This is a genomic window from Sphingomonas swuensis, from assembly GCF_039538045.1.
Classification (GTDB): Bacteria; Pseudomonadota; Alphaproteobacteria; order Sphingomonadales; family Sphingomonadaceae; genus Sphingomicrobium; species Sphingomicrobium swuense.
The window spans coordinates 918,215-940,850 of sequence record NZ_BAABBQ010000001.1; the positions used below are offsets into that span (position 1 = coordinate 918,215).

At 57.0% G+C, this 22,636-nt stretch carries 21 protein-coding genes; 11 read left to right on the forward strand and 10 right to left on the reverse strand.

All coding sequences use genetic code 11. The annotated features are described in order from the left end of the window. Window positions 1-379 precede the first annotated feature (379 nt). A complete protein-coding gene (locus ABD727_RS04660; RefSeq protein ID WP_344706217.1) occupies window positions 380-712 on the forward strand; it encodes a hypothetical protein in 333 nt (110 codons plus the stop codon). Between the two features lie 337 nt (window positions 713-1,049). Here the strand turns inward: ABD727_RS04660 and ABD727_RS04665 are convergent, their stop codons facing one another. Then, on the reverse strand, window positions 1,050-1,253 hold the full coding sequence (locus ABD727_RS04665; protein WP_344706218.1) for a hypothetical protein: 204 nt from the start codon (window positions 1,251-1,253) through the stop codon (window positions 1,050-1,052). A gap of 86 nt (window positions 1,254-1,339) precedes the next feature. Between ABD727_RS04665 and ABD727_RS04670 the strand changes: the two genes are divergently transcribed. Next, window positions 1,340-1,567, forward strand: coding sequence for a hypothetical protein (locus ABD727_RS04670; protein WP_344706219.1), 228 nt, complete (start codon window positions 1,340-1,342; stop codon window positions 1,565-1,567). A 16-nt stretch (window positions 1,568-1,583) separates the two neighbouring features. Here ABD727_RS04670 and ABD727_RS04675 read toward each other — a convergent pair whose 3' ends face one another. Both ABD727_RS04675 and ABD727_RS04680 read right to left on the reverse strand, forming a co-directional pair. Beyond that, the gene (locus ABD727_RS04675; protein WP_344706220.1) at window positions 1,584-1,856 is read right to left on the reverse strand and encodes a hypothetical protein; all 273 of its coding nucleotides are present in this window, start codon (window positions 1,854-1,856) and stop codon (window positions 1,584-1,586) included. 1,593 nt (window positions 1,857-3,449) lie between these two features. Next, window positions 3,450-3,929: a sigma-70 family RNA polymerase sigma factor gene (locus tag ABD727_RS04680; protein WP_344706221.1), complete on the reverse strand. Its 480-nt coding sequence runs from the start codon at window positions 3,927-3,929 to the stop codon at window positions 3,450-3,452. A gap of 637 nt (window positions 3,930-4,566) precedes the next feature. On the opposite strand from ABD727_RS04680, the gene ABD727_RS04685 reads away from it, so the two are divergent. From ABD727_RS04685 to ABD727_RS04700, 4 genes are all read left to right on the forward strand, one after another. Then, on the forward strand, window positions 4,567-5,091 hold the full coding sequence (locus ABD727_RS04685) for a hypothetical protein (RefSeq protein WP_344706222.1): 525 nt from the start codon (window positions 4,567-4,569) through the stop codon (window positions 5,089-5,091). A gap of 748 nt (window positions 5,092-5,839) precedes the next feature. Next, window positions 5,840-6,472, forward strand: coding sequence for a hypothetical protein (locus tag ABD727_RS04690; protein ID WP_344706223.1), 633 nt, complete (start codon window positions 5,840-5,842; stop codon window positions 6,470-6,472). 983 nt (window positions 6,473-7,455) lie between these two features. Beyond that, window positions 7,456-8,697 (forward strand): hypothetical protein, encoded by a 1,242-nt coding sequence (locus tag ABD727_RS04695; protein ID WP_344706224.1) that lies wholly within the window; start codon window positions 7,456-7,458, stop codon window positions 8,695-8,697. 81 nt (window positions 8,698-8,778) lie between these two features. Further along, window positions 8,779-9,717, forward strand: a complete 939-nt coding sequence (locus tag ABD727_RS04700) for a hypothetical protein (RefSeq protein ID WP_344706225.1) — start codon at window positions 8,779-8,781, stop codon at window positions 9,715-9,717. A 346-nt stretch (window positions 9,718-10,063) separates the two neighbouring features. Here the strand turns inward: ABD727_RS04700 and ABD727_RS04705 are convergent, their stop codons facing one another. From ABD727_RS04705 to ABD727_RS13985, 3 genes are all read right to left on the reverse strand, one after another. Further along, entirely contained in the window at window positions 10,064-11,560 is a 1,497-nt protein-coding gene (locus ABD727_RS04705) for a hypothetical protein (protein ID WP_344706226.1), read from the reverse strand. A gap of 181 nt (window positions 11,561-11,741) precedes the next feature. Continuing rightward, window positions 11,742-12,248 (reverse strand): Ros/MucR family transcriptional regulator, encoded by a 507-nt coding sequence (locus ABD727_RS04710; RefSeq protein WP_425566758.1) that lies wholly within the window; start codon window positions 12,246-12,248, stop codon window positions 11,742-11,744. 88 nt (window positions 12,249-12,336) lie between these two features. Next, entirely contained in the window at window positions 12,337-12,450 is a 114-nt protein-coding gene (locus tag ABD727_RS13985; protein WP_486387603.1) for a sunset domain-containing protein, read from the reverse strand. A gap of 779 nt (window positions 12,451-13,229) precedes the next feature. Between ABD727_RS13985 and ABD727_RS04715 the strand changes: the two genes are divergently transcribed. The 3 genes from ABD727_RS04715 to ABD727_RS04720 all read left to right on the forward strand — a co-directional run bounded on the left by ABD727_RS04715 (window position 13,230) and on the right by ABD727_RS04720 (window position 17,189). Next, the gene (locus ABD727_RS04715) at window positions 13,230-13,868 is read left to right on the forward strand and encodes a nucleoside/nucleotide kinase family protein (RefSeq protein WP_344706227.1); all 639 of its coding nucleotides are present in this window, start codon (window positions 13,230-13,232) and stop codon (window positions 13,866-13,868) included. 2,384 nt (window positions 13,869-16,252) lie between these two features. Then, on the forward strand, window positions 16,253-16,588 hold the full coding sequence (locus tag ABD727_RS13935; RefSeq protein WP_425566801.1) for a helix-turn-helix domain-containing protein: 336 nt from the start codon (window positions 16,253-16,255) through the stop codon (window positions 16,586-16,588). Then, window positions 16,578-17,189 carry an HIRAN domain-containing protein gene (locus ABD727_RS04720; protein ID WP_344706228.1) on the forward strand — a complete coding sequence of 204 codons (612 nt, stop codon included), beginning with the start codon at window positions 16,578-16,580 and terminating at the stop codon, window positions 17,187-17,189. The genes ABD727_RS13935 and ABD727_RS04720 overlap by 11 nt, the downstream gene beginning before the upstream one ends. A 1,564-nt stretch (window positions 17,190-18,753) precedes the next feature. Here ABD727_RS04720 and ABD727_RS04725 read toward each other — a convergent pair. Next, window positions 18,754-19,065, reverse strand: a complete 312-nt coding sequence (locus ABD727_RS04725) for a hypothetical protein (protein WP_344706229.1) — start codon at window positions 19,063-19,065, stop codon at window positions 18,754-18,756. 639 nt (window positions 19,066-19,704) lie between these two features. On the opposite strand from ABD727_RS04725, the gene ABD727_RS04730 reads away from it, so the two are divergent. Continuing rightward, window positions 19,705-19,986, forward strand: a complete 282-nt coding sequence (locus ABD727_RS04730) for a hypothetical protein (protein ID WP_344706230.1) — start codon at window positions 19,705-19,707, stop codon at window positions 19,984-19,986. A 65-nt stretch (window positions 19,987-20,051) separates the two neighbouring features. On the opposite strand, the gene ABD727_RS04735 is transcribed toward ABD727_RS04730, so the two are convergent. From ABD727_RS04735 to ABD727_RS04745, 3 genes are all read right to left on the reverse strand, one after another. Further along, window positions 20,052-20,555, reverse strand: coding sequence for a hypothetical protein (locus tag ABD727_RS04735; RefSeq protein WP_344706231.1), 504 nt, complete (start codon window positions 20,553-20,555; stop codon window positions 20,052-20,054). 91 nt (window positions 20,556-20,646) lie between these two features. Continuing rightward, entirely contained in the window at window positions 20,647-21,177 is a 531-nt protein-coding gene (locus ABD727_RS04740) for a YdcF family protein (RefSeq protein WP_344706232.1), read from the reverse strand. Between the two features lie 103 nt (window positions 21,178-21,280). Further along, a complete protein-coding gene (locus ABD727_RS04745) occupies window positions 21,281-21,454 on the reverse strand; it encodes a hypothetical protein (protein ID WP_344706233.1) in 174 nt (57 codons plus the stop codon). Between the two features lie 329 nt (window positions 21,455-21,783). Here ABD727_RS04745 and ABD727_RS04750 point away from each other — a divergent pair, with 329 nt between their 5' ends. Then, window positions 21,784-22,428 carry a sigma-70 family RNA polymerase sigma factor gene (locus tag ABD727_RS04750; RefSeq protein WP_344706234.1) on the forward strand — a complete coding sequence of 215 codons (645 nt, stop codon included), beginning with the start codon at window positions 21,784-21,786 and terminating at the stop codon, window positions 22,426-22,428. The last annotated feature ends 208 nt before the right edge of the window (window positions 22,429-22,636 follow it).

A 22,636-nucleotide genomic window follows, 5' to 3' on the forward strand; every position in this document is an offset into this window, starting at 1 on the left:
GTGTGCCACGTCTTAATCGAGAATGCCGGCAAGGTTGAAGCGTTGCAATTGCGTGTGGGATCGAAGGTCACTGTAGGAGCTGTTAAGGCTGCTGCACGCACCTGCAGCCGCGCGCGACCGATCCACATAAAGGCTTGCAGCTGGTCGTCTGTTGGCCCTACGTGAGGAGCGCCAGCCCGCTAAGCATCCGCTTACCACCCCGAGCGGACAGTCGGCTTACGACCGTGAGCGGACATTCGAAATGGTTGCTAACCTGCCACTGCTAAGCGGGTCAAACCTGCCGTCTGTCGCAAATACGCGTTCACTGGCAAAAAAGCGGAATGAGCAGGCCTAAGCCGTTGTATAAACACAGGCTTGCCTCAACTCGGAGCGACTCAGAATGGGTTATCGGCAATCCAACTTCGATCCACTCGCTACAAAGCGCCACGTGCATCCAATTGTGCGTCCATTTGACCGTTGGCAGTGGTTTGGCGCGTTCGCCGAGATAGTTGCGCTAACCCTCTTCGTCCTCTGGCTGGCGGGGCGTGCCAAGCTGTTGCCATCTGCCTTCAGCTTAGACAGCATGGCATTTGCTTTGTCCTTTCTATTCGGGGGCACCTTCCTGCTACGGCGCGACCCTGAACTCGCTCCCGGCGAAATCGGTGACCGCATATGGCATCTGATCGCGACATTGCTCGGCTTCGCGCTCCTGCCACTTGCCTTTGCTCTGTAGCAAGGCTCCGGTTCTCAGCGGCGCGAGCTTTACCGTCTGGTTTTCAACCGAAGCCGACAGCTCGCTTTCGACCCATTAGAAGCATCGTTACTGGAGCCATCGCTCCGTCACTTATTTGATTAAGGCCCAGCACCCCAGCTCGGCATCAAGACCTGCGGACGTGTTCTCTGATGTGGAGTAAGTTTCCTCATGACTGAGCGCAAGGCACCAGTAAGATTTGGCAAAATCCATGAGTGGACAAAGGAGGACTTCGGTCGTGCCAAGCCGAGAAAGGTTTCGCAACTTGTCCGTGAGCCCTCTGTCGTAAGCGCTCCTCTGAGCTCACAATAGACTCAGATCAAAGCTCTTGCGTAGGTGGCTTGCCGCCGGTCAACTCGCCTAGCTTGGTGCGGCCAGTGGCGAAGCCGAGGAGCCAAGCTGACCGCAGCATTATTTGATCGTGACCAAAGGGATTGTCGGCGGCTTGCTGGTCAAGATCTAGTCCTGAATGAACACCATCATCGTGCGCCGCCGCCATGCGCATCTCATCTTGATCCATCATCGCCAGCCAACGCCTGGGCCGATGATGCGATCCTCACTAGCCGCGCGGACGATCAACGCTTATCCATCTGCAAAGAGGGGTGAAACTTGTCCGATCGCGCAGTGAACCCGAATGCCAGGACGCCCTCTTTGGAGAGGTGCCTGGAGCTTGCTGAAGCCGCAGAGAGAGAGGCCGCCAGAGCGACGCTCCCGAACCTGAGGGCAAAGCATCTTGCGAATGCGAAGAGTTGGAGACGGCTTGCAACCATCACGAAGGCTGCTGACGAGGTCAGCGCCTCGATTGCAGATAATCTCGAGAGTTCGAAGGTTGATTGAAGCGCTGTCCGATCAGCTACTCGTCCTTTAAAGCTGGCGCATTCTGCTCAAGCATTGACCGCAAGATGGTCATGCCTGTGCCTTCGACGATGGCGCCTTCGGGTAACAACGGTCTCACGCGCCCGATCATACGATCGAGCAGCCAAAGCTCGCACTCCACACTCTGACAAAGCTCGGTGGCAATGCGCATGGCTTCAGTATCGTCGCCTGCCTCGACAACATGCGGCGGCCCCGCAATCCGTCCGTCGGCGTCAAGCGGGTACAGGCTATATGGCTCCAGGGCGCTCATAAGTGTCTTATTACAATGACTTGCGCTCGCTTCAAGAGCCTTAGAACGGCGGGTATACGACAGTGCAGGACCGGTAGTGAACGGATTAGGGATTCAAGATGAATGTCGAATTAGGGTCTCTCGTCGAGTATGGCTCGCACTCGCTGCCTCAATATTCGGCAATGGCTCCTTATCTCATCGCGGGTTGCGATCGCGAGCGCGTCATCGCCGGCCGCACTCGCTTCCTGCACAAGAATACGGCCAGTGATCCGAATCTCCGTACTCGGTCCTGCCTCGCGGACCTGCACCGCGTACGCTCGCCGAGCTGCCTCAAGCTTGCTCTCGCAGCCCCGAGGAGAACAGCGGCCGAGCACAAGATCATACATTACATTTTTACTGAGACACCGACGCTGTTCCTCATTGCACACGTGAAAAGTCGGGAACGTGACTGAATCGTCAGCATTCAGTGAAGGTACTCGCGTTAGGTGCCCAATGTCGTCTGAAATCGAGCGCTATCGTGAGCGCGCCGAGGAATGCCGCCGCTTGGCAGCTAAAAAAGGGAGATCAGGTTGCGGCTGACCATTTACGCGCACTGGCAACTGACCTTGAAGAAGAGGCAACTGAAATGGAGCGACAGCAGCAGGCGCCTGATCATTGATCACTGCTGCGGCTCATCACCAGGCGGGCTGCATCCGAAGATCGCCGAAGCGACCTCATCAGCAGCCTCGAGGTAAGAGGCCCGCCGCTCGTGCTCATCTGCCAACGTTCTCAGAACTGGCGATAAGGCATCATCATTATGCAGGTCTGCGTCTTTCCGAAGTTGTGCCGCGCGAAGTCTAAGCTGCGCTGCCAGCTCGCATGTCTCTTCAGCCACGCGCCAATCTCTCGTTGATATGCCGCCAGCGGGTCGAGAAGGAGTAGCGGAAGGTTGCCTTCTCGACCCTAACCGAAAGCCACTTAGGGGAGCAGCTTGCAGCTTCCGTCCCCGTTAACAACTGCCGCCAGCAACACAACACATGTGAAAGATGGTATGGCAGCTAAGTTTAAGGGGCGAAGGAAACATGTCAGGAACGGTGAAGCGAGCCTTCGAACTTGCACCAGAGTGCACAACAATCGACGAAATAAGGCTTCGGCTCCGCACGGAAGGCTACCGCCAGATTAGCGAGCACCTTCAAGGCAGCGGAATTTAGAATGAGCTGCGAGCCAAGCTAAGAAGAGGCCCCAAGCAAGTTGGCGACCCGATGGATTAAAAACACCGAGTCGCCGACGAAAGGTTGTGCAATTTCGTGCCCAAGAGCAAGGGGCATGCTTGGCGGCCATGTGCGGCACTGATATGGGGTTGAGACCGTGACGCGGGCTTGGGGGGAGGTCGGGTGAGCGCAGTGATGCGCTCCCCGGCCTCAAGTTGCATCGCACCATCTAAGCATGTGCGGGGCGTCAATAGCGCTCTGATCTATGGTCTCAAACCTCGTAAAAATGGTCCGCTATCCGCTTAGCGTCGAACTTCACCAGGTCGCGCCAGACCATCGCGCAAACTTCCGCAATGCATCGGGAGCGGACCGTCGGCTTTGGATAATGTCGTCCGGACCGATCCCGACACTCAGCATGCCGCAATCAATCGCTATGTCGTGACAGCATGGTGCCCTCGACAGCCTTCGATAGGGTTACGCGCGCCCGATGAACCCAAGTTTTTATCGTGCCCAATGATCTACCGGTGCTCTTCGCCAACTCCTCATAAGTCGCCCCCTCTAAAACGATGCTGACGAGAGCCTCGCGCTGATAGGTGGGAAGCCTTTCAAGAAGCGCTGCTACCTCCAGCAACTCAACGTGTTGTTGTTGATGAGGTTGAGTGATCAGCAGCTGCTCGGCAACGCTATCATGCCAAGGCGACTGGTGTCGGGCTCGACGCCGATCCGAGAGGAAGATGTTTCGGCAAACGACGAAGAGCCACGCTAAAAGATTGGTTCCGGGTTCAAAGCGCTCGTCAAACCGCAGCGCCCTGGCAAAAGTCTCCTGCACAAGGTCTTCGGCTTGGTCGCGATTGCCGCAGAGTTTCGAGGCGTAGCGAAACAGCAATGGGTGCAAGGTAATCATCTCGCGCTCAAGAAGCTCGACAAGAATTTGCGGTTCGCTCCGACGATCATCAGCTATGTTTCTATCCGAAGGCAAGATCCACCTAGTCTGGGTTTCACAGCGACAACGAAGGCCATTGCAGAGGGTTCGCCCTCCTTTGATGAATTACGGTGATATGAACAGTCTGCAGGATAAGCGTCGTCATTTCGCACGACTGAAGTGGCAAGTCTCACCTCACCTGAACGAACCCTCGGGTGATTGTGAAAGCAGATGTTCAGGGCGGAACGCTTAGACGTTGTTCATGTCGAGGGTTGCCAGCATCGCCGTTGCCGCATGCCTGCTGAAGGCCTGCGTAAGTCCAGTCACTCAGATTGGCTCAAGCGAACCATCTCTGCCGAAGCCCGCGTCCCGGGCAGTTGGTACGCAAGAAGTTTCGGGTCAATGGGACGTGGTAAGCTTTGAAGGCTACACGCCAGGTAGAAAAATTGGCAGCACGCGAAGCGCGTTTGCCGACTTCAGCGAGAGGGGGGTGGGGCTCAGAATTGAGTGCAACTACTCGGGAGTGACCGGCTTTGTGCGCGATGGCCGCTTTGTTGCTGTGCCTGGCTCGCGAGCGCAGACTGCGATGGGCTGCGGAAAGGAACGAGAGGAGCGCGACATGCGCTACTTTTCGTTTTTCGATCGATCACCGGTGATTGAGCAAGTGGCAAATGGGCGTTTGCAGCTCTTGGCAGGTGAGTCGATCCTTCTGCTGGAACGTCCGGCACAGCGTCGGCTTGCTTTTATGCCATCTGCAACGACAATTCAGGGAAGATGGCGGATGGAAGAGCTGACCCGTTATGAGCGGAGCGGTGGTTTCTCGGGCATCGGTCTTTCTGACGTCCCTGGAAGCATCGTCATAGATAGCAGTCGACTGAGCTACGACCGCTGTCCTGCTTATGACCTGACCTTTGTCTACACGCACGATGGACGCCTGATGAACAAAGGGCAAGAAGCGCTGCCAGCCAAGCCTCAATGTGCGGCGCTCCGCTCTCCCGATTACAACGCTCCATCGTTACCTTCAGCGTTGGACATCTTGCCGCTAATTCACTCCAATCCCTGGGTTGAAGAGCTAAGTGGTGGACGCTTGCTGATTGCCAATGAAGAGTTTGGCTTAATCCTAAGTAGAAGCTTAAAACGATAAGCTCCGATGCGACTTGTCACTTCCGGTGAAATCCGCAGAGTGATACTGCTGAGTTGTTTCCCATTACTTTGCACATAGCGACTGACACTAAATGAACGGCTGTCTAAGGTTTTTCGTCGGTTTTGTTGGCTTATGGCTGGCGGGAGCATTGTTCACATGGCTCCTGCCGCTTGCCGATCTGCCAAGGAACGAGGGTGAACAAGCCTATGATCGCAACGCTCGAGAGTCGCGCTCGCACCTCAACAGCAACCCTATAGCAGGTCTACTCACCCGCCTGCTGATTGTCCGGATTACGATCTCTGATTTCAGACACGTGCCGGAGAGCTGTAGTGGAGGAACGGACGCAAACCTGACCGGTTATACAAACGTTGTCGCTACGGTCACCGACTACTCCATATGGGCCGTGCCCTTGCAGCACTATGGAACCAGTTGCGCTGGACTTCTGATTTGGCGGGGGCGTCCTGAATACCGGTCACCAAGACGACACCTCGAGACAAGACCGCAACGTGCTTCTCCGCCACCTCCACCTGCGCCTCCTCCACCTCCTCTAACAGAAGCAGGCTAATGAACTCGCGCGCTGCTGTTTTCACAGCTTTTTGCGGTCAAGCAGCCATTGTCTGGTTGTGGGTACGTCCGTCACAATCGGAGTGAACTTGCTCGGCACAATTTTACCATAAAGCAGGAATCGCCGAGCTTACCAATTGCTCTAAGGAATTACCCAAGTGCTCTCCTGCAGCGTTATGACTTTATGAAGCAGACTCGATCAGCTCACGTGCGCTTAGCCGGCGCGCTGCTCCTACTCATGGGGTGCGGGGAAGACCAAATCCCAGTTAAGAACGTAGCAGTTCCGCCATCTTGGCGAACGATCGAAAATGGCGCGACGACATTCCGGTTCCCTCGCGATCTCACGCTTGGAGGATACGACGATCGCTGCGGCATGAAGGGCGGTCTGGGTAAAGATTGTGTTCTCTTTGATGAGTTGCCCGTTCTCACTTATCGTTCGATCGGCCTGACACTAACGACGAGAGACGATTACGGAGACACTGGCCCGGATTTGTCGCAGCTTGGTTCGTCCGTCCTCATTAACGGTCTCACGGTACACCGCGCCTCGACTGAAGGGGGCGAGCTTACCTATTCCATCACGGCAATGAGCGGTGGTCCCGACACTGCGGTCCTTCTCTGGTATAAGCCGAACGATACGCTGCTATGGATCCGCTGCAGGTCCGCAGCCGATTGTAAGGTAGCCGAGCAGATCGCAGGTTCAGTAAAGTTCGGATCTGCTGCGGAAAGTTGTCAACAGATGGAGGCGGACTTGCTTCTTGCCGAGCAGAAGACGGGACAGCCATCGCCGCCGCTCATTCGCCAGTGTCAGCGCCGATGACTCGAACAGCACAGCTAGTGCTAACTTGCGAGCCGTTTAGCCGAAATCATTAAGAGCAGACAAGCAACGCGGCCTTCGTCCAGAGCGAAGCACTATAAGGCAAGAAGTCAAGCGTTGCACTTAAGCTCTAGCCCTCACTACGTTAAAAACGGTTTTGCCGCATGCACAAGCGTGAAACTTAAAAATATGTCGATCAGCATGGTCCCTCGAGCGCTTCTTTGCCGTTCCATCCTGATTGCTTCGTTGGTAACTCTATTGGCATGCCAGGAGGACGCAAACTCTGGCAGCAGAGTTGATACGGAGGCGGATGCCGTTCGCCAGCCTAGCCCACTCGAATTCGCAACTTACCAGCAGGTTGCAGCAGTGCGCGAACGACCTGTCCCGACCTTCCACACTGCGGCCGCGGAAGGGATCCTCGCTCTTCAGGGTGGGTGCTTGGTGCTAAACTCTGGAGGCGAAAGTCTGCTCCTGGTGTTTGCCCGCCGCTCCGTACGTTTACTGAACAAGCAAAATCTTCTGATCGACAAACGCACATTCCGACTAGGCGAGGCCGTCAGAGTTGGTGGATCTTCGACAGGCGGCCCGGCAACAGGGCCAGCGGACATACCCGCTCGATGCGCACAGTTGGTGCGCTGGTTTGTCGCTCCGGGTTCCGTGAGTAAGAAGAGCGCATAACGCGACCATTAATCAGGGAAGCCCTTGCAGCGGTTAAGGTGCTGTTCGCCCGAGCATAGGTTTAGTCAGAGGATGCGTCGTCTTGTGCCTCTGCTCCTTGCTCTTGCCGCGTGCTCACCAGCCAACACGGCCGATGCTCCGTCTGCGGAAGCACAATCCAGACTCTTTGGAGAGTGGCGTGTCATCGCATTCGACGGCCGAGCTCTCAATGTAGGCCGAGGAGGCAAGCTGTCCGTTCTTACTTTCAATGAGCAGAGTTTCGGCGGTCATGTTGGTTGCAACGGCTTTGGCGGACTAGGTCTTGGCGCATGAAGGTCGCTTTTCTGGCGGCTTCGTCACGGTCACCGCTATGGCATGCGGCGCCCCGTTTGATGAGCAAGAAAGAGGCCTTCAGAACCTCCTGGCCAGTGCACCTCGGGATCGAATGGCAAGGACGTAAACGGGTTGCGATTGTCGGCGATAAGCAGCGCCTTGAGCTGGTGCTGACGAGCCCGTCGTCACACGATCGAGAAGTAATCCCGCCCATGCCGCTGATCGGCACAGCATGGAGCTTTGGAGCTCTTGATGGAAAACCGATCGAAATGCCTGGCGCGCGGTCAGGCCCAACGCTTACGATTGAGGGAGACCGCTTCACACTGGAGACACCGTGCCTGGTTTCGGAAGGCATCTGGGCTCAGGCGTCTTCGAACACTGTCACGCTCAGCCCGCGACGGCGAGCACCGCGCAGCTGCAATCCTGCCTCACGCGCTCAGAGCCAACGCTGGACTGAGGCAATGGGTAGAGCGTTACGCTACGTCAACGGACCAAATGGCGAGATCTTGCTGGCTGGCAGCGGGCACTGGATGGTTGGCGGCTTGGATCGTCGTGGAAGCAGCGAAGCCGCCGCGCTTGCTGGTCGCTATGAGCTGGAGGGGGGAGCTACGGCGGCCCAGCGCAATGGTGCAAAGCCGCCTGAACTTATTCTCACCCGTAACGCCTATTACCTTTGGGACGGATGCAACCACGCCGAGGGGCTTGCGCTCGCATACGAGCGGCAGCTGTTTCTTCATGGTAGTGGTCTCTCTACACTAGCCAACTGCATGCCCGGCAGGGATGATCCTCGCTTTAAGCGCATCAATGTCTCCGAGCCGCGAATTGGCCGCACCCTCGATGGCTTGCTCTTATCTTCAACAGCAGGTGCGATGCGCCTTCGGCGTACAGGTGAGGTACCCTCAACCTCGGACGGGGTGACAACCCGCCTTAAGCCAGGCACAAATTTCACTTTCATTGATCGAGGTGGTGGCACCTTGGTGATCCTTGCGGGCAATCGCTTCCACTTGACGCAGTCGTGCGGCGCTACCGAGGGGCGATGGCGTGCTGCTCCCGGCGAGCGTGACGGTGGCGTGCGCTTCGGTCCGGATCGTACAACCGAGACCTGCATGCGCGATCCGGCGCCTCATCCATTGCAGCGCATATATTCGGATAACGTCGATGTGGCTATCGGACCAATTCGGGACATTGCGTTGTTTGCCGGACGGTTCGGTTCTGCTCGTGCCCGCCTCGCGCATTAAGCGGCGCAGAGAACCGTGACCGAGTGGAGGCACCACGACCCGGCGCTGCTACTTGCCCTTTTGTCGCTCCTTGCAGCTTTCGTGTTCGCCACCTTCGCGATACTCGATAGCTACGGCACCTTTCATCGTTGGCGAGATCCTCCGCCACCTTCTCTGGAAGTAGAAGCAAATGTGCCTGGGCGTGGGCTCATTCAGCGCTTGCCATACGGCGCCATTCTCGACGCTAACGGTCGGCTCACTATCCTTCGCGTGCCGCCGACCACGGCCAAGCCAAGCCCAAACATCGAGGGTAAGCGGCTGCTTGCCGCAACGCCACCGGGGCGCTCTCTGGATCCATCGATTGCCGGTGGGATTAAAGCCTTCTTCCGTACGCGTCCGCAGCCGCAAAACGATGGCCTGAGGATCACTACCATGGAGTACAAATACACTCAGCTAAGGTTGGTTCTGATCGAAGGCTGTTTTCGCGCCGACACAGGCGATGGCCCCCTAGTCGTGTTTCCGCCAGATACGAGGCTTTTCATCCAAGGAGGGTTTCTGAGTGTTGGGGTGCCCGGCCGACCAGACATGCAGGCGAGGGTTGGCGAAGAGCTGTTCTGGGAAGCCTATGCTGCTCAGATTAGCGAGCCCAAGTCACTCGGGCTTATTCACTCAATTTGCGGACAGGGCGCCGTACTGCAAGTTGTGCCGAGCAGTGCTTCTACGGCCGCGGCGCGTCAGGACGCCGCAGCTGCGATCGCTTTTCAGCGTGGCAGCAAAGGAGTAAGCTGGGAAGAAGCTTTGCAAGCCGTGCAGGAATGCGATCGTCAATTTGAAGCCTCGTTTCGGCGTACCAATCTCAATGCACCAGAAATTCAAGTGAACAACGTGTGCGGGCACCCGCTCCTGAACCCTCCAGATCAGGGCAATTGCCCACCAGGCACGAAGTTTAGGCGAGGCAACTGTTACGACGATGAAGTCTTGATTGCTTCACCAAGGACGCCTGCTTCGCCGCCAGTTCCGCCGCCTGCTCCTCGGATGTGAATGCGTCGTTGAGACTTCGTCAGCGTAAAAGCCATCGCTTGGCATAAGCTTCAAAGCTTCGATTTACCGGACCTGCCACCGGTGCGCATCAAAGAAAGCTACTCAGCGGCGCGTCGCTTGAGCCGCTAGCGCTGGCGAAGCTGTGCTTGGGAGAACAAAACAGGCGAGTGATCACGCTAGTGAAACAATCTACCTGCGCTCGTACGATCGTCTATCCATCAGTATCATCTTGCTGAATGGCTCGTGAAACGAAGAGATGATCGGACGTCTCTATTTAATGCTTGCGATGGAGAAGGTCCGCTCTTCCCGATCCAGAATGCATGAACTCACGAGCCGTGACATAACCTCAGCGTTCGAATGTGAAGACGCTTCCGGCTGAGCCTTCCAGTCGAAGCTTACTGTCGACCGCACGGACTGTAAAGTCCTTGTCCCCGAACAGATACTCCAGCGACCAGTACTCCATGGTCTTAGGACATTTCGTTAGGTCCGGCTTTGCAAGGCGCAACTTCAGCACCAATCCATCCAACGTGTAACGCCCTCGTACCGATCCGAAACAATCAGCCGTAGCCGCGACCACTCCAGCATTTAGATCCAGATTTAACGGCACCGTCTTGAAGAGTTCGTAGCTGCCAATGACGCGCCAGCGCCCGTCTACTGTCGCTGGCGCAAGGACCTTTCCCGAAAGCCGAGTCAGTCGCGGGAACAGTTCGGACCGGACCGGCAACGCTGTTGCAACAGGGTCGACGGTGCCCGCCGCGACCGCCAGACGCACCCGCCGTGCAGGCTCGACCCGAAGAACTGCCGTGTTCCTCGCCAGACGCGCCTGGGCTGCTGCGTCTGCCACCACGTCGATGGCAACAAAGCTCGCCTTACCCTGCTCTTTGCTCTCCGCAACAGCGACAATAGCTGGCACGATGCCAAAGCTTGGATCGTAGTCGTCGAACGTAGCCGCAGAGAAACCTTCAACCATCTGCTCGGCCAATGCCTTGAGCTGCTTAGGCGAGGTCGCCACACCATCGGCGAAGAGCAGCGCATCTTCGAGCAGCCGCTCGAACGCATAGTCAGATCGAAGCCGATAGTCACTGGTGACACCGCCCCGCGAAGTCACTGCGCCGTAAGGAACCGCGCCTGCAGTCTTAAGAAGGGCTCGCGCCCCTTCCAACTCAAGAGGACGCCGCAGGACGATTGTGGCCCGACCGGGCTCAGCGGAGTCGACGGGCTCCGGCAGCTTGTCGCGATTGAAGGCATCGGTGGACTGGATCAACTTGAAGGTGAAGTCGTCCAGATTGATCAGGCTGGCCAATGCGATCGGAGTTCCAGCAGTCTCCATTCCCTCGTGCCATTTCACTCGGCCGAGTAGTCGTCCGTCAGCCTCGCGGAGCACGACATATACTCGCCCAGGAGCCACGCTGAGCTGCGGCGGATCGCAGCTGCTCATGCTCTCCAGCATCGTCACCGAGCCCTCGTGCAAGCTGGCATGCGGGTAGATGCGGCCTTCCTTGTCCACCCAATGGGTCATGCCCCAATCACCTCCGGGCTTGGCTTCGCCAAGGTTTCCGAAGAGGATGAAGCGATCGGCTGACCGGCCTTTGAGCCGCTTCAGAACACGGAAGCTGAGTGCCTGGCTTGCCCCCGGGCGCGCACCCGGCGGAACCTTCACCGCACTTGCCCCCTCGGCCATGACCACATCGATGAAAGTCGCTTGCGCAGCCATGCGGGGGGCGATGAACGATGCCGAAGGGCCTTGGATCGGCTCGGGCGCAAACTCCCACTGACAGGCCAAAGCTGGATGGGCATTGAGACTACCGTAGAGACCGGCGACGCAGAGAAGACGCTTGATCATCCAGCTACTTAGCCTGGCATTGTATTGCGAGAACCTTAATCCATGCGAGCTCTCATATTGGCAGAAGCACATAGTCGAGACGAGTGGGCTCAGCACTCGACCAAGCGGCCACGTTTCTTGATCGAAGACACGCAGGCCCACGGCGCAGCAGCCGGCCCAGTAACCAACTCTGTATTTGCGGCTACGCCTCGGCCTCTACCTTCGGTTGGCGGCGCCGCGTGCCCTTTGTCCTTTCGACCTTCGGCGCGGTGGAGGATTTGGCCTGCCTTCCCTTGTTGCCTAAACCGATCTTCTTGGCCATCTCTCGCCGCGAGTCAGAGTACGCAGGAGCGACCATCGGGTAGTCGGCCTTCAGATTGTAGCGCTCGCGGTACTGCTCGGGCGTGAGGCCGTGGCGAGTAAGATGCCGGCGCAAGCTCTTGTATGGCTTGCCATCGATCAGAGAGATCAGATGATCCCTCGAAGCCAGCGACTTGCGCACCGTGACAGCCGGCTCATGTTGTGCCTCTGGCTGAGATGCTTCGGCACGACCTGAACCATCCTCGAGAGACGTCACAGCTTCATGCATTTTCTGGAGAAAGGCTGGAACCTCTTCGGCTTGTGCTCGCGTGTTGGGGTTAGATAACCAAGCAATCGTGAGCTCAGTGGCAAGCTCCACGGGCGTGCTGTTGAGGTCGCTCTGTTCCAATTCAATCTCCAGTGGCAGTGTATGTAGTTTTAGTTGTGCCATGACCTATAAGTGAACCTAGCGCAATGAGCTTAGGCCGAATCATTGCTCAGCGCCGAACGATCGATCTTCGATAGCCGGCCGCCTGAGCCTCCGTTTCGGTGCAGAAGATGTCCCCCGGGTGGATCTGATCATAGTGGCCCAACCCAGGCGCATGGTAGATCCACTCACCCTTACATTGCGACTACCCTTGAAGTTGCAGTTGGCCTTTGCACGACTGGCCCAATCGTTTGATGACGCTTTCGGCCGGAGCTGGCTTCGCACAATTGATCGGCGTGCAGTGGGCGCCGACGGGTAAATCGACCTAAAGGCATGGGAGAGATTGAGATTCACTCGACCAAAGCCTGCGGCAGTTCACCATGGCGCTCCCTTTCGCCGACACAAAGTCGAAAGTATTGCGACGGAAGGCCACGGCATGGCCGGTTGCAACGATCGTGCGGTTGATATTTAACTGACCAATTGTGCACACTGCCAAGGTGCATTCGTACTGCTCCGCTCCACGTGAGACACAGCGCACTTCTCGCCCGGTTACCAAGTCGCACAGCTTTCTGGCCGTTTCGAGCTCCGCGATGCCATGAGACCCCAGCCCGCTTGCAAGTCTGATCGAAGTCTGGTGCGTCGATGTCAAAAAGTCGGACCTCATAGGAACCAACCAACAAAGAGGCGCCATCATTCGCGCGAGCTGATCCCACCACGACTTCATGAGGTGCGGATACGTTCGCAATCAAGGCGACAAAGATCCCGAGAACAGCGATGCCTGGACTGATCAGCATGGCTTCATTTTAGACCGCTCACTCGTAAGATACTGTCGAATCGAATAGGGAATTTCGACTTGCCAGCGGCCGCCAATGACGCGTGTAAAGCATGCCTGGCTCGGCTGTTAGGCTAGTGTCCGCTTTCGACCCATTGCGGACATTAGTTCCGTGCCAATAAGCTAATTGGATGATAGGCAATCAGCGAGCGACTGAACGCGTCGCCAAGCGCATCCACGAATTGGGCTTGTCGCATCCTACCCGGGTGGCGGTGGACGGCCGGACAGCATCTGGGAAAACTACTTTTGCCGACGCGCTCGCCGTCGCGATGCACCAGCGGGGACGTCTCGTAATACGAGCATTGATTGACGGCTTTCATCGACCGCGCGTGGAAAGACATCGGCGAGGTCGGCTGTCGCCTGACGGCTACTACGAGGACGCGCGTGACCTGTACGCCATGCGCCAGCTGCTCCTCGATCCGCTCGGTGCTAGCGGCGACCTGCATTACGTGACGGCTTCATTCGACCTGGAGCGAGACAAGCCCTTGGTGTGGTCGCCGGAGCGAGCGCCGGACGATGCCGTGCTTATCGTTGACGGCACGTTTCTACAGCGGCCCGAGCTACGCGACACATGGGATTTTGTGATCTTTTTGGACGTTCGCCCGGACGAAGCTCGGAGGCGCGGAGTGGAGCGGGATGCGCCAGCTCTAGGAGGCATTGCTGCCGCTTCGGAACTCTACGACCGGCGCTACGGTCCTGCATTTGCCCGTTACGACGCAGAATGCCAGCCGATGGACTACGCCGACATCGTCATGGATAGTTTGAGCTGAGTTTAGCCACACGGCTATGTCCGCTTTCCAGCCATAGCGGACATTCGGCTCTAAACCCATTGCGGACACTGGCGTCATCGGCAACTGTGGCCTGATGAGAATTGTTGCGCTTCTCGTAGGGCTAATGCTTTGTGGAGGCTGTCAGACGACCCAGAGTCCTGCGAGTCTGACCAGCACACCGGTCAAAGTGTTCGTCGGAGGAGACGACGGTCTCACCCAGCGGCTTGCCGCGGCCGTTGGAAACTCATTTGCCAGTGCGGCTAGATTTACCGCAGGTGCTCCGGACGCTGCTCTGCGAGCGACTATTCCAACCGATGATGCTTGGCGGGAAGTTCAAGGGAGAACCCTCGTCACTTATCAGGTGCAAATTGAAAATGCAGGTAGAACCGTAGGAAGCGCTTACGATAATTGCTGGGAAGATGATCTCAAAACTTGCGGTCTGAAGGTAGTCGCGGACTTCGCCAAAGTAGCCCATCTCTAACGTCGGCTATTCACCCTTAGCTGACGGTCCGCTTCAGACCCAAAGCGGACATAACGCAGCTTGGTCACAAGCCGTCAGAATAGACCTCGACGAAACGGGCTTGCCACGCGAGTTAGGATCCCAATCTGCGGATAGTGCAGCCCGAACGCCGTTCTCGATGGTGCGAGAGTCAACTTGCGGTCGGCGAAGTTGCGGCTGAAGTTTGGACCCTTGTGCTGAGGGCATCGGAAACTGTAGAAGAGCCTCGCGCTGAGCACCCTTCTGACGCAATGCGATTGAGATCCTCGGCCTCAACGGAATTGCTGCAAAGTCGAAGAGCGTCAGTGCGCAGCCGGTGCCGCAAGGTCGGCAATTCAGTTTCAAGAGCCTGCTTGAGTGGCTGCGATGCCGCATTGCCCGGCAAGCACTTTCTCGCCTCTCGGGGCCTCACCTTAATCTCCGCAGTCCGTTGCTGGCGCAGCCCTTATCTGCATACGGATATATTGCGCATTAACAGCCCTTTAGGTCTTCGCGTTGCCCACATCTGAGAGCATCATTGTCGTGGTATGAAGCAGAAAACGACTGGTGAGCGCATCGCTGCTCTCACCCAGTCTCCCCCCGCGTGCTCGCAGATACATATTATCAGCAAATTAAAATGGCCCAGGCTAGACCCTTGCTTATGCTCGCGCACCCGAACATCCTGCATGCGGCGACTCGGTGTTCCTAATCCATCGGGTCGCCAACCACCGTCTGAGATGCTGAGGAAGTCGCTGCAGCTAAGCTCTGGTATGCCCGCTCGGTAATTTAGCGCAGCGCCGCCATGCGTGTAGCCATTCTCACGCAACATCTCGCCTAGGAAAATGCAGCACGACACCGTGCTCATCTTTCACCCTCGCCGCTGCAACACTCAGTAGCTTGCGAGCGGCGGCAATCCTCTCGTCACGGTCAACAATGCACTGCACTGCCGCTATCTCTTCAGGAGAGGTCGCCGCGAACAGACGCTGAAGCAAATTCCTGGTGGGTTCTTCGCGGCTGGCTTGGTCAGACATAAGCGACGATCCCCTTCAGTCCTCTCTGAAGTCTCGAGCAGGCGTCTTTCGAAGCCTGGCTCTCAGCTCTTTCTGAATGCTGCTGCCATAAAGGTGCTCGCCGATGAGGCTGTAACCCTCGGCTCGGAGCCTAAACCGCAATTCTTCAATTGTAGTGCACTCAGGAGCGAGTTCGAAGGCTCGCTTTACTGTTCCTGACATGAGTCCTCCGCGCCAAAGCCTTTCGGCCAATACCGCCTTGCGCCGGTGTTGCATTGCTCCTCGCACGGCATAAGGAGGGCGAAGGCCGTGAGTTGCCCCCCTAAGTAGCTTTCGGTCAGGGTCGAGAAGGCGTCCTTCCGCAACTCCTTCTCGACCCGATCGCGACATATTGCCAGGACTTTGTGCATGTCCATGGAGCCGAAAGCCCTAAGGCAGATGCGCAACTGCTCCTTGGTAACGAGGTCGGCTTCAGGGCACCTTTTGGCTCTTGATGTGAGTGCAAGTCTTTGTAATCATAAACTTATGAGCGCGGACGAACAGTATAGTCTTTGTCCTCTCGCTTCGGATGGTCGCATCGTGGGACCTCCGCATATGATCAAGGCACGCAGTGACGCTGAGGCGCTCAGATTTGCGCGCAAGATTTGCCAAAGTGTGGAGTGTGAGCTGTGGCTCCACGATCGTCTTATCGGTCGCGTCACACCCAGGTTGACAAAAGGCAGCAGTCCGGAAGGGTCAGGTATGAGCATCTTGCGGACGATGCTTGAGCATCAGGTCTCTTCGATTCGAAAGCCGAGGAGATAAAAATGCCTGCGCTCCATACAAGCATTATCCGCACACCTTGCGCGAAGATATTAATGAGAGTTAAACAGAGCTCCTATCTGGGAGCATTGGTGATGGCCTATCTCACAGAACGTCAGCAGCAAGTCATTGTCTTGGTAGCGCGCGGCAAGCCACATAAGGTCATAGCCCGGGAACTCGGAATTTCGCCGTGCACCGTCAAAGCGCATGTGCAGGCGGCGTTCCGCATGTTGAATGTTCACAGTCGCTACGAGGCGACTGCGATCCTCTCCCTAGAATCGTGCAAGTTGAGGGAGAATACGGCACATCGAAGAGCACACCAGGCGGATTTGGGGCGCCACAAACCAGAGGGACTTCCGCTGATCAACGACATCGACGACCGAGGATCAGCATCAATCGGTGACACCCGAAGGGGGCGAGATGGAAGGTGAAAAGATGGAGGCAGAATTGATCCGGCATGTCGCCGAGTCCTGCCGTCATTTTGTCAGAGAGAGCGACCGTCTTTGCAAGGACTTCGGCAAGTCGGCTGCCGAGGAGTACCTCGATCGAGTTGAGGAAGACACACGACTGCTGATTTCCTCCTCCCGCGTGAGGATGATGCTTCTACAAGTGCTGGATCAACAGCGCGAGGAGCTGCAACTTTCCCCAAGGGCTAGTAACTCTGGTACCATCCCGAGCTCAACAGTCGTAACTTGTTCGGATGCTACCGTGATCTATCCGGTGACGATCTTCAGCGGACGCGTGTATAGGGAAGCCATTGAACGATGCTGGGTAGGCGAAGAGGTCAGCATCGCCCGCGAGGTTGGCAATCCAAGGGACCCTCGAGCCGTAGCCATCATTAGCACGCGCGACGAAGTGATCGGCCGCATGCCTCGCGATCACTGGCTGGTGTGTGCAATCTACGACGAAGGCCAAGGATGCGACGCATCCCTCATCCGGATGAGATTAGACGTAGAAGACGCTATCTCGCTAGTCATCGGCGTGACGCTTCGATCGGACACTGGGGTCGTCACACGCAAGTACCGCGAGTGAGGCAAACGGTTGCCGACCTAAGCGGTGGCCTGGTGGAAGATAGTAGTTTGCCCCAGAGGGCGCGCCGCATCGGTGCATGGCAACATTATGACTGTGCTAAGTGACAGACCCGCAATGCCTGACGGGTTGCACTGAAGATGGCAGGACCAACTCGCAAGCATCGTAAAGCGTTCGGTGTAAGAGGCCGAGCGGGGGTGCCGAGCGCCACACTCAGCAACCGACGGGACCTGGATCCGTCACGCGCGACCGGCCCAGCCGCTGACGCCCCGCACCCGCGCAACGGGCAGAAGGAGCATGGAGCAGAAGCTAGCCTGAAGTCCATTCTGCAGTATGTGCGCCTGGGCAGCCGGTCACACTTTCCATAGGCGGCCTACATCGCCCCTTGAAGAGATTAGTCGAGATGGCCGGCGTGCATCGCCGCACGGTTTGCCCTTCCGATCAATGGCGCCTCATAAGTTTGGGACACTTCAGCAGATCCAAAGGCAGCGGAGCTGTTGGCCTCCACGTCACCTGCGGTAAGCGCAAGTTAAATCGTCCGCATGGAACAATCAGCTGAAGGTCTGCTTACGACCCATTGTGGTCATGCGAGATTATCGCAAGAGCGCACAACCTCGCAATTATCACCCTGCATGCGATCACCTTTCGGCAACACGGCTGACGGACCTCATGTCCGCTTTCCACCCATTGCGCACATTCGATACCATCTATGTGCTCTCATGCCATTGCAGGTAGTCTTTTTAGGCCTAAGGTGCGGAATGCACTTCGTTCGCGTTTGCCTGCTCCTAGCGGCAGAATTTCTTTCCGCATCTGCTGCAGCCCAATCAAGCGAACCTTCGCGGGGCACGGAATGGAGCGGAACGCTTAAGCTGACCTCCCCTTCAACCTGCTCGGCGGCTGGGCCGAGTAGTGAGATCGTGATTTGTGGTAAGCGTTCGGATCGCTTCCGCATTCCGAAGGAGTTTGCGAGCAGCGGCCTCCGCACCGGAAAGGTCTCGGTTGGCGTTGTCTGGGGATGACTTTGCTCCCTGCGGCATCTTCCAAGGCGAACGCCGATGCGGGAAGAGAGAGGCAGCGGAGTATGGCTATGGCTAGGGTCGCGATCCTATTACCGTAGCCATCAAGGTGATCGGAGCACTGACCGATCCGGACAAGTGAGCCAATGTCCGCTTTCCATCCATTGCAGACGTCAGCGCCGGCGGCCAATCTCCCGTTTAGCGAGGTGGAGGGGCAGCTTGGCTGAGCGGTGTCAGACCTGTGGTCGTGAGTTGAGTGTCGAGACTGAGCCCCTCACGATTGATTTCGCCGGCGATTGCTGGGGCTGCGCTTGGCCTGCTCGAAGCTGATGGATGGCCGCAATTTGCTGCGAAAGTCGCAGATGAAACGGGAAAGGCTTACGCGAGCCGGACAGGACGGCGAAGCGACCGTCTGCGTAACGTACGCTATCCACCCATGCCGGTCATATGGGCGAGCAGTTCGTCCGCACTACCAGCCTTCCAGCCACGTCATCGCCCTTCGTTTGTCGCACCGGTAAACCAGCCAGCCAAGTAGTCGGCGCGTCGCGGCTTCAGCGAAAAGCGTGGTCGTAGTTGTCAGAGCCGAACAGGGTGTGGGTCGAATCGAACGCGGTGATAGTAGAACAGCCCCACAAGATACTGAACATAAACGGCACCCCGACAGTGACGAACTGGGCAGCGGAAGTTGCGAGCCCAGCAACTGCCCCGATGGCGGTTGAGGCAATGGTCTTTTGCCGAGCATCCACGGCAAAACTCTCCCTCGGTCTGCTGTAGGTCACCACGATCCGTCCGCTTTCCACCCATTGCAAATATTCCGCTCTCGGCCCATTGCGGGTAATGTCGGTAAAGGCGAAGTAGGCCATGATGAAGTCTCAAGGGCTGATCGCAGCCATTCTGATGATTGCGCTTGGCGGCTGTGTGACAGCAGCATTCCGGCCAACTGCAACAACCAGTAACCGAGCTGCGGCCTCGCTATTCTTGCGTGAAGTCGAAGTTCCCCTTCGGCCCGGCGAGCTCCCGATCCCTTACATCGGGCGTGAAGCAGAGGGCGTCTTGGCCGTAGACGAGAGCGGATGCGTTTATTCGTCAGGTGGAGCCGGGAAACTCCTTATCATCTGGCCCCCTCACACGATTTTCGACCCGAAAGACCAGACCTTCTGGTCCAAGAGTTCCGGGTTCCTCCGCTTCGGGGACCGAATTGCGCTTCATGCTAATCCCGGGGGCCCTATGAAGAGAAGCCGGATCGGAGATGTTGCTGTTCCCGAGATTTGCCGACGCATGAACACACTTTACGTCGCACCAAATGGTGCACGTAAGATGTGAACAGCGAATGCCATCGTTCGCTTGTTTCAACCTTACAAGCGCCCGAGCTAAATGTCCCGCTTGCTATCCATGACGGACATGGGCCGAGCGTTCTAATCAAGGCCGCAAAGTGCGAGAGAAGCGATCTCGCTGTCGCGGAGGGGACGGCCTCTCCGGGTCGAGACGACGACTTTCCGGGATTGACCAAGGTCGTAAAGCGCTACGCCCAACTCTTTCACCCCGTTCATGCTTTTGACACCGGTACCGAGGTCATCCCACCTTTTAGCGAGGCTCATTTGCCAACCCAGGCAATCGCGGAGATCACGGAATGGCTCGCCGGTTTCAAAGACTCGCACTTCTCGAGCGAGAGCCATTGCTCTCGTGTGACTCGCGTGACCGATCCACGCAAGCAAGCCTATCAGCAGAGGGATAAGGGCCATGAACCCGAACAGGATAGCTTTGGTAACGCGATCGGCTGGTAGGCTCTCCATCATTCGAAGCACTACAGATTCGAAGCCCGCTTTCCCACCCAGAGCGGACATTAGGCTCAGCGCGATTTGGTCATTTCCACAAGCTCGGCTTTGAGGTCCGCTACCGGTAAGCCACAGCGCATCTCGAGAGCATAGTTCACCTTCTGCATGAGCGGCACGAAGCGGGCCATCGTGTCATGAGGCACAGCCACCCCCATCCGACTGCGTGAGTTTCGAAAGAACCATCCGTCTGGCCCTTGCATGATTTCAAGAACGTCCGCGCCGCTCTCGCCGTAGAGCCAAGCATGCGCGACGATCAGGGAATTGCGTTGTCTCGGCAGGATTTCAGTCGAGCGGTTCTCGGTGCGCCAATACTGCACGCTGCCCACACCTTCGACGCCTGATAATGCAGCATTGACGCACCGGACATCGACCGGGGCGGGCAGCGTGGCTCGGCTCTCAACCCCGTAGAACCGGTCGCACCCAACGAGGAGCAAAACAGCGAAAGTAGTGGTGAGGCGCAGCCAGATGAACGGAGCGTAGCTACCACACCCGCTCGGCGGCAAGTGCCTGCTTTCCATCCACTATCGACATACAACGTAGCCGACGCGGCCGCCGTCAGCGCTTTATACCAAAGTCTGCAGGCGCAGCCTCAATCCGGACAGACGCGGGCTATTGCCCTGTTATTAAATAATGATTGTAGAAGTAGAGTTCGCGCATCAGAAAGGCTGCTTTAGCGTGCCAGGAACGATAGCGGCTTGTCGGCGTAGGCGACGGTTCGGCAGCCATCCCGAGGTCGGCTGCCATACGCATGGCGCGCTTCATGTGCAGCGGATCGCTGACGATGAGTGCTGAATCGACATCATTGGCCTGCATTACCTTGCGAGCTTCAAAGAGATTGGCACGGGTAGTGCGCGAGAATTCCTCGGTCAGGATTGCAGCTTCTGGTAGCCCGTGTCTCAGAGCATAGCGACGAGCGACCACTGACTCCGCCACGCGGGTGCCCTCTCCGATACCTCCCGTGAATAGCAGCTTGCGAACCTTCTTGCTCCTATAAAGGTCTAGGCCGTGCCTGATCCTCTCCTCAAACACCGGTGAGGGTTTAACTCCGTGGATCGCGGCCCCGAGCACGATCGCGACGTCGGCGGATTGAACAGCGTCTACTTTGCCTTGCTGATAAATCTGGATGGCCAGCATTGCCATCCAAAATACCAGAAGCACGGCCGCAACCCACGCAAATTGCTTCAACAGTTGTCTCACTTCTTCATAAGCCTAGGAAATCTCTCAGCGTCTCTCCCCCTTGAACTTACTGTGCCGGCTGAAAAAGCATCAGAAGGATAAGAAAAGGTGCAAAGCGCCATTCTTTAAGAGAGATGACGCTCGAGGCGTCGAGGAATACCGGAATCATCAGCAAGATGGATGACACAATCAGCAGCCACTGCTGTTTGGTGAGCGTCTCGCGTTCCATGCGGTAACCCATGCTTTCTCCTCAGAGCTCCGGCAGCTGTCTCAGTTCAGATCTTCAATGGGGGAGCCTTGACAGCTTCGGTTGCGGCCGCATGGCATGGCAATGCAAGCAGGTGACGCTTCCGTTTCTCGCACCGCACCGCTGGTGCTTCCCGCCTAGGGCCTCGCAATCGCGACCCTTTGGTGCAAGCACCGCTTAAGGGTTCGGCAAAAGCCGGCGCAACCATGTTCGGAATCTGTACGGCTCCCGTGAGAAGGGCAAGGCATCCCTCATGCTTGATTTGGGCACTTTCTGCGATTCGCCAAAGCATACAATCTTGATTTGGCCGTAATTACAAGGGCTTGTGGCTGCATGCGCTTCATCTTTCAGTCAGGGAGCTGCATGTAATCGCTTGCCGCAAAGAGGGGCTTCGGACGCTGTATGGGGGTATCGTGAAGGCGAAAGGCGAGGATCGATGCTCAAGCGAGCAATCGACATCGCTTGCGTTTGACAAGGCGCTCGAGGGAGAGCTGCCGAGTCTTCGGCGTCGGTTGAATGCTTATGCGTTCAGACTCTGTCGCGACGCAGACGAGGCGGAGGACTTGGTTCAGGAAGCATATGCCAGAGCCATTCGATTCCGCGACACTTTCGAGCCTGGTACGAACCTGACTGCCTGGATGATGGTGATCCTTCGTAATGTCTTCCTCAGCCAATACCGCCAACGACGTTCGCGCCCTTACGTCCCTATCGACGAGGAGACCGTGCATGGGATGCCAGCTGAACTCCCCTCGCAGCAGGCGGCCTTGAACGTAAGGGACGTAATAGCTCAGCTTGAACGGTTACCACCGAAACTTCGGAACGCACTCGTCAGCGTTGCTATCGACGGAGTTGCTTACAGCGAATTAGCGGAGCAGACCGGCGAACCGATCGGCACCATCAAAGCCCGAGTTTTTCGAGCGCGGGTCATGCTGGGAGAACTAGTTAATGGTGCTCGCGGCTCCATTTAAAGCGCCGTCAGCGCTTATGTGAGCATATTCCTAGAGTGGCAGACTCGGTAACCGGCGATATATGTGCAACATGGGTCCGGGGGTGACACATGCTCGAAATAAACAAGCTATACTGCCTCGACAGTCGAGGACATATCCTCAGACCCGACCTCATCGAGGCTGAAAGCGACTTAGCTGCGATCAGAAGAGCCGAAGAGGTTATGCACCC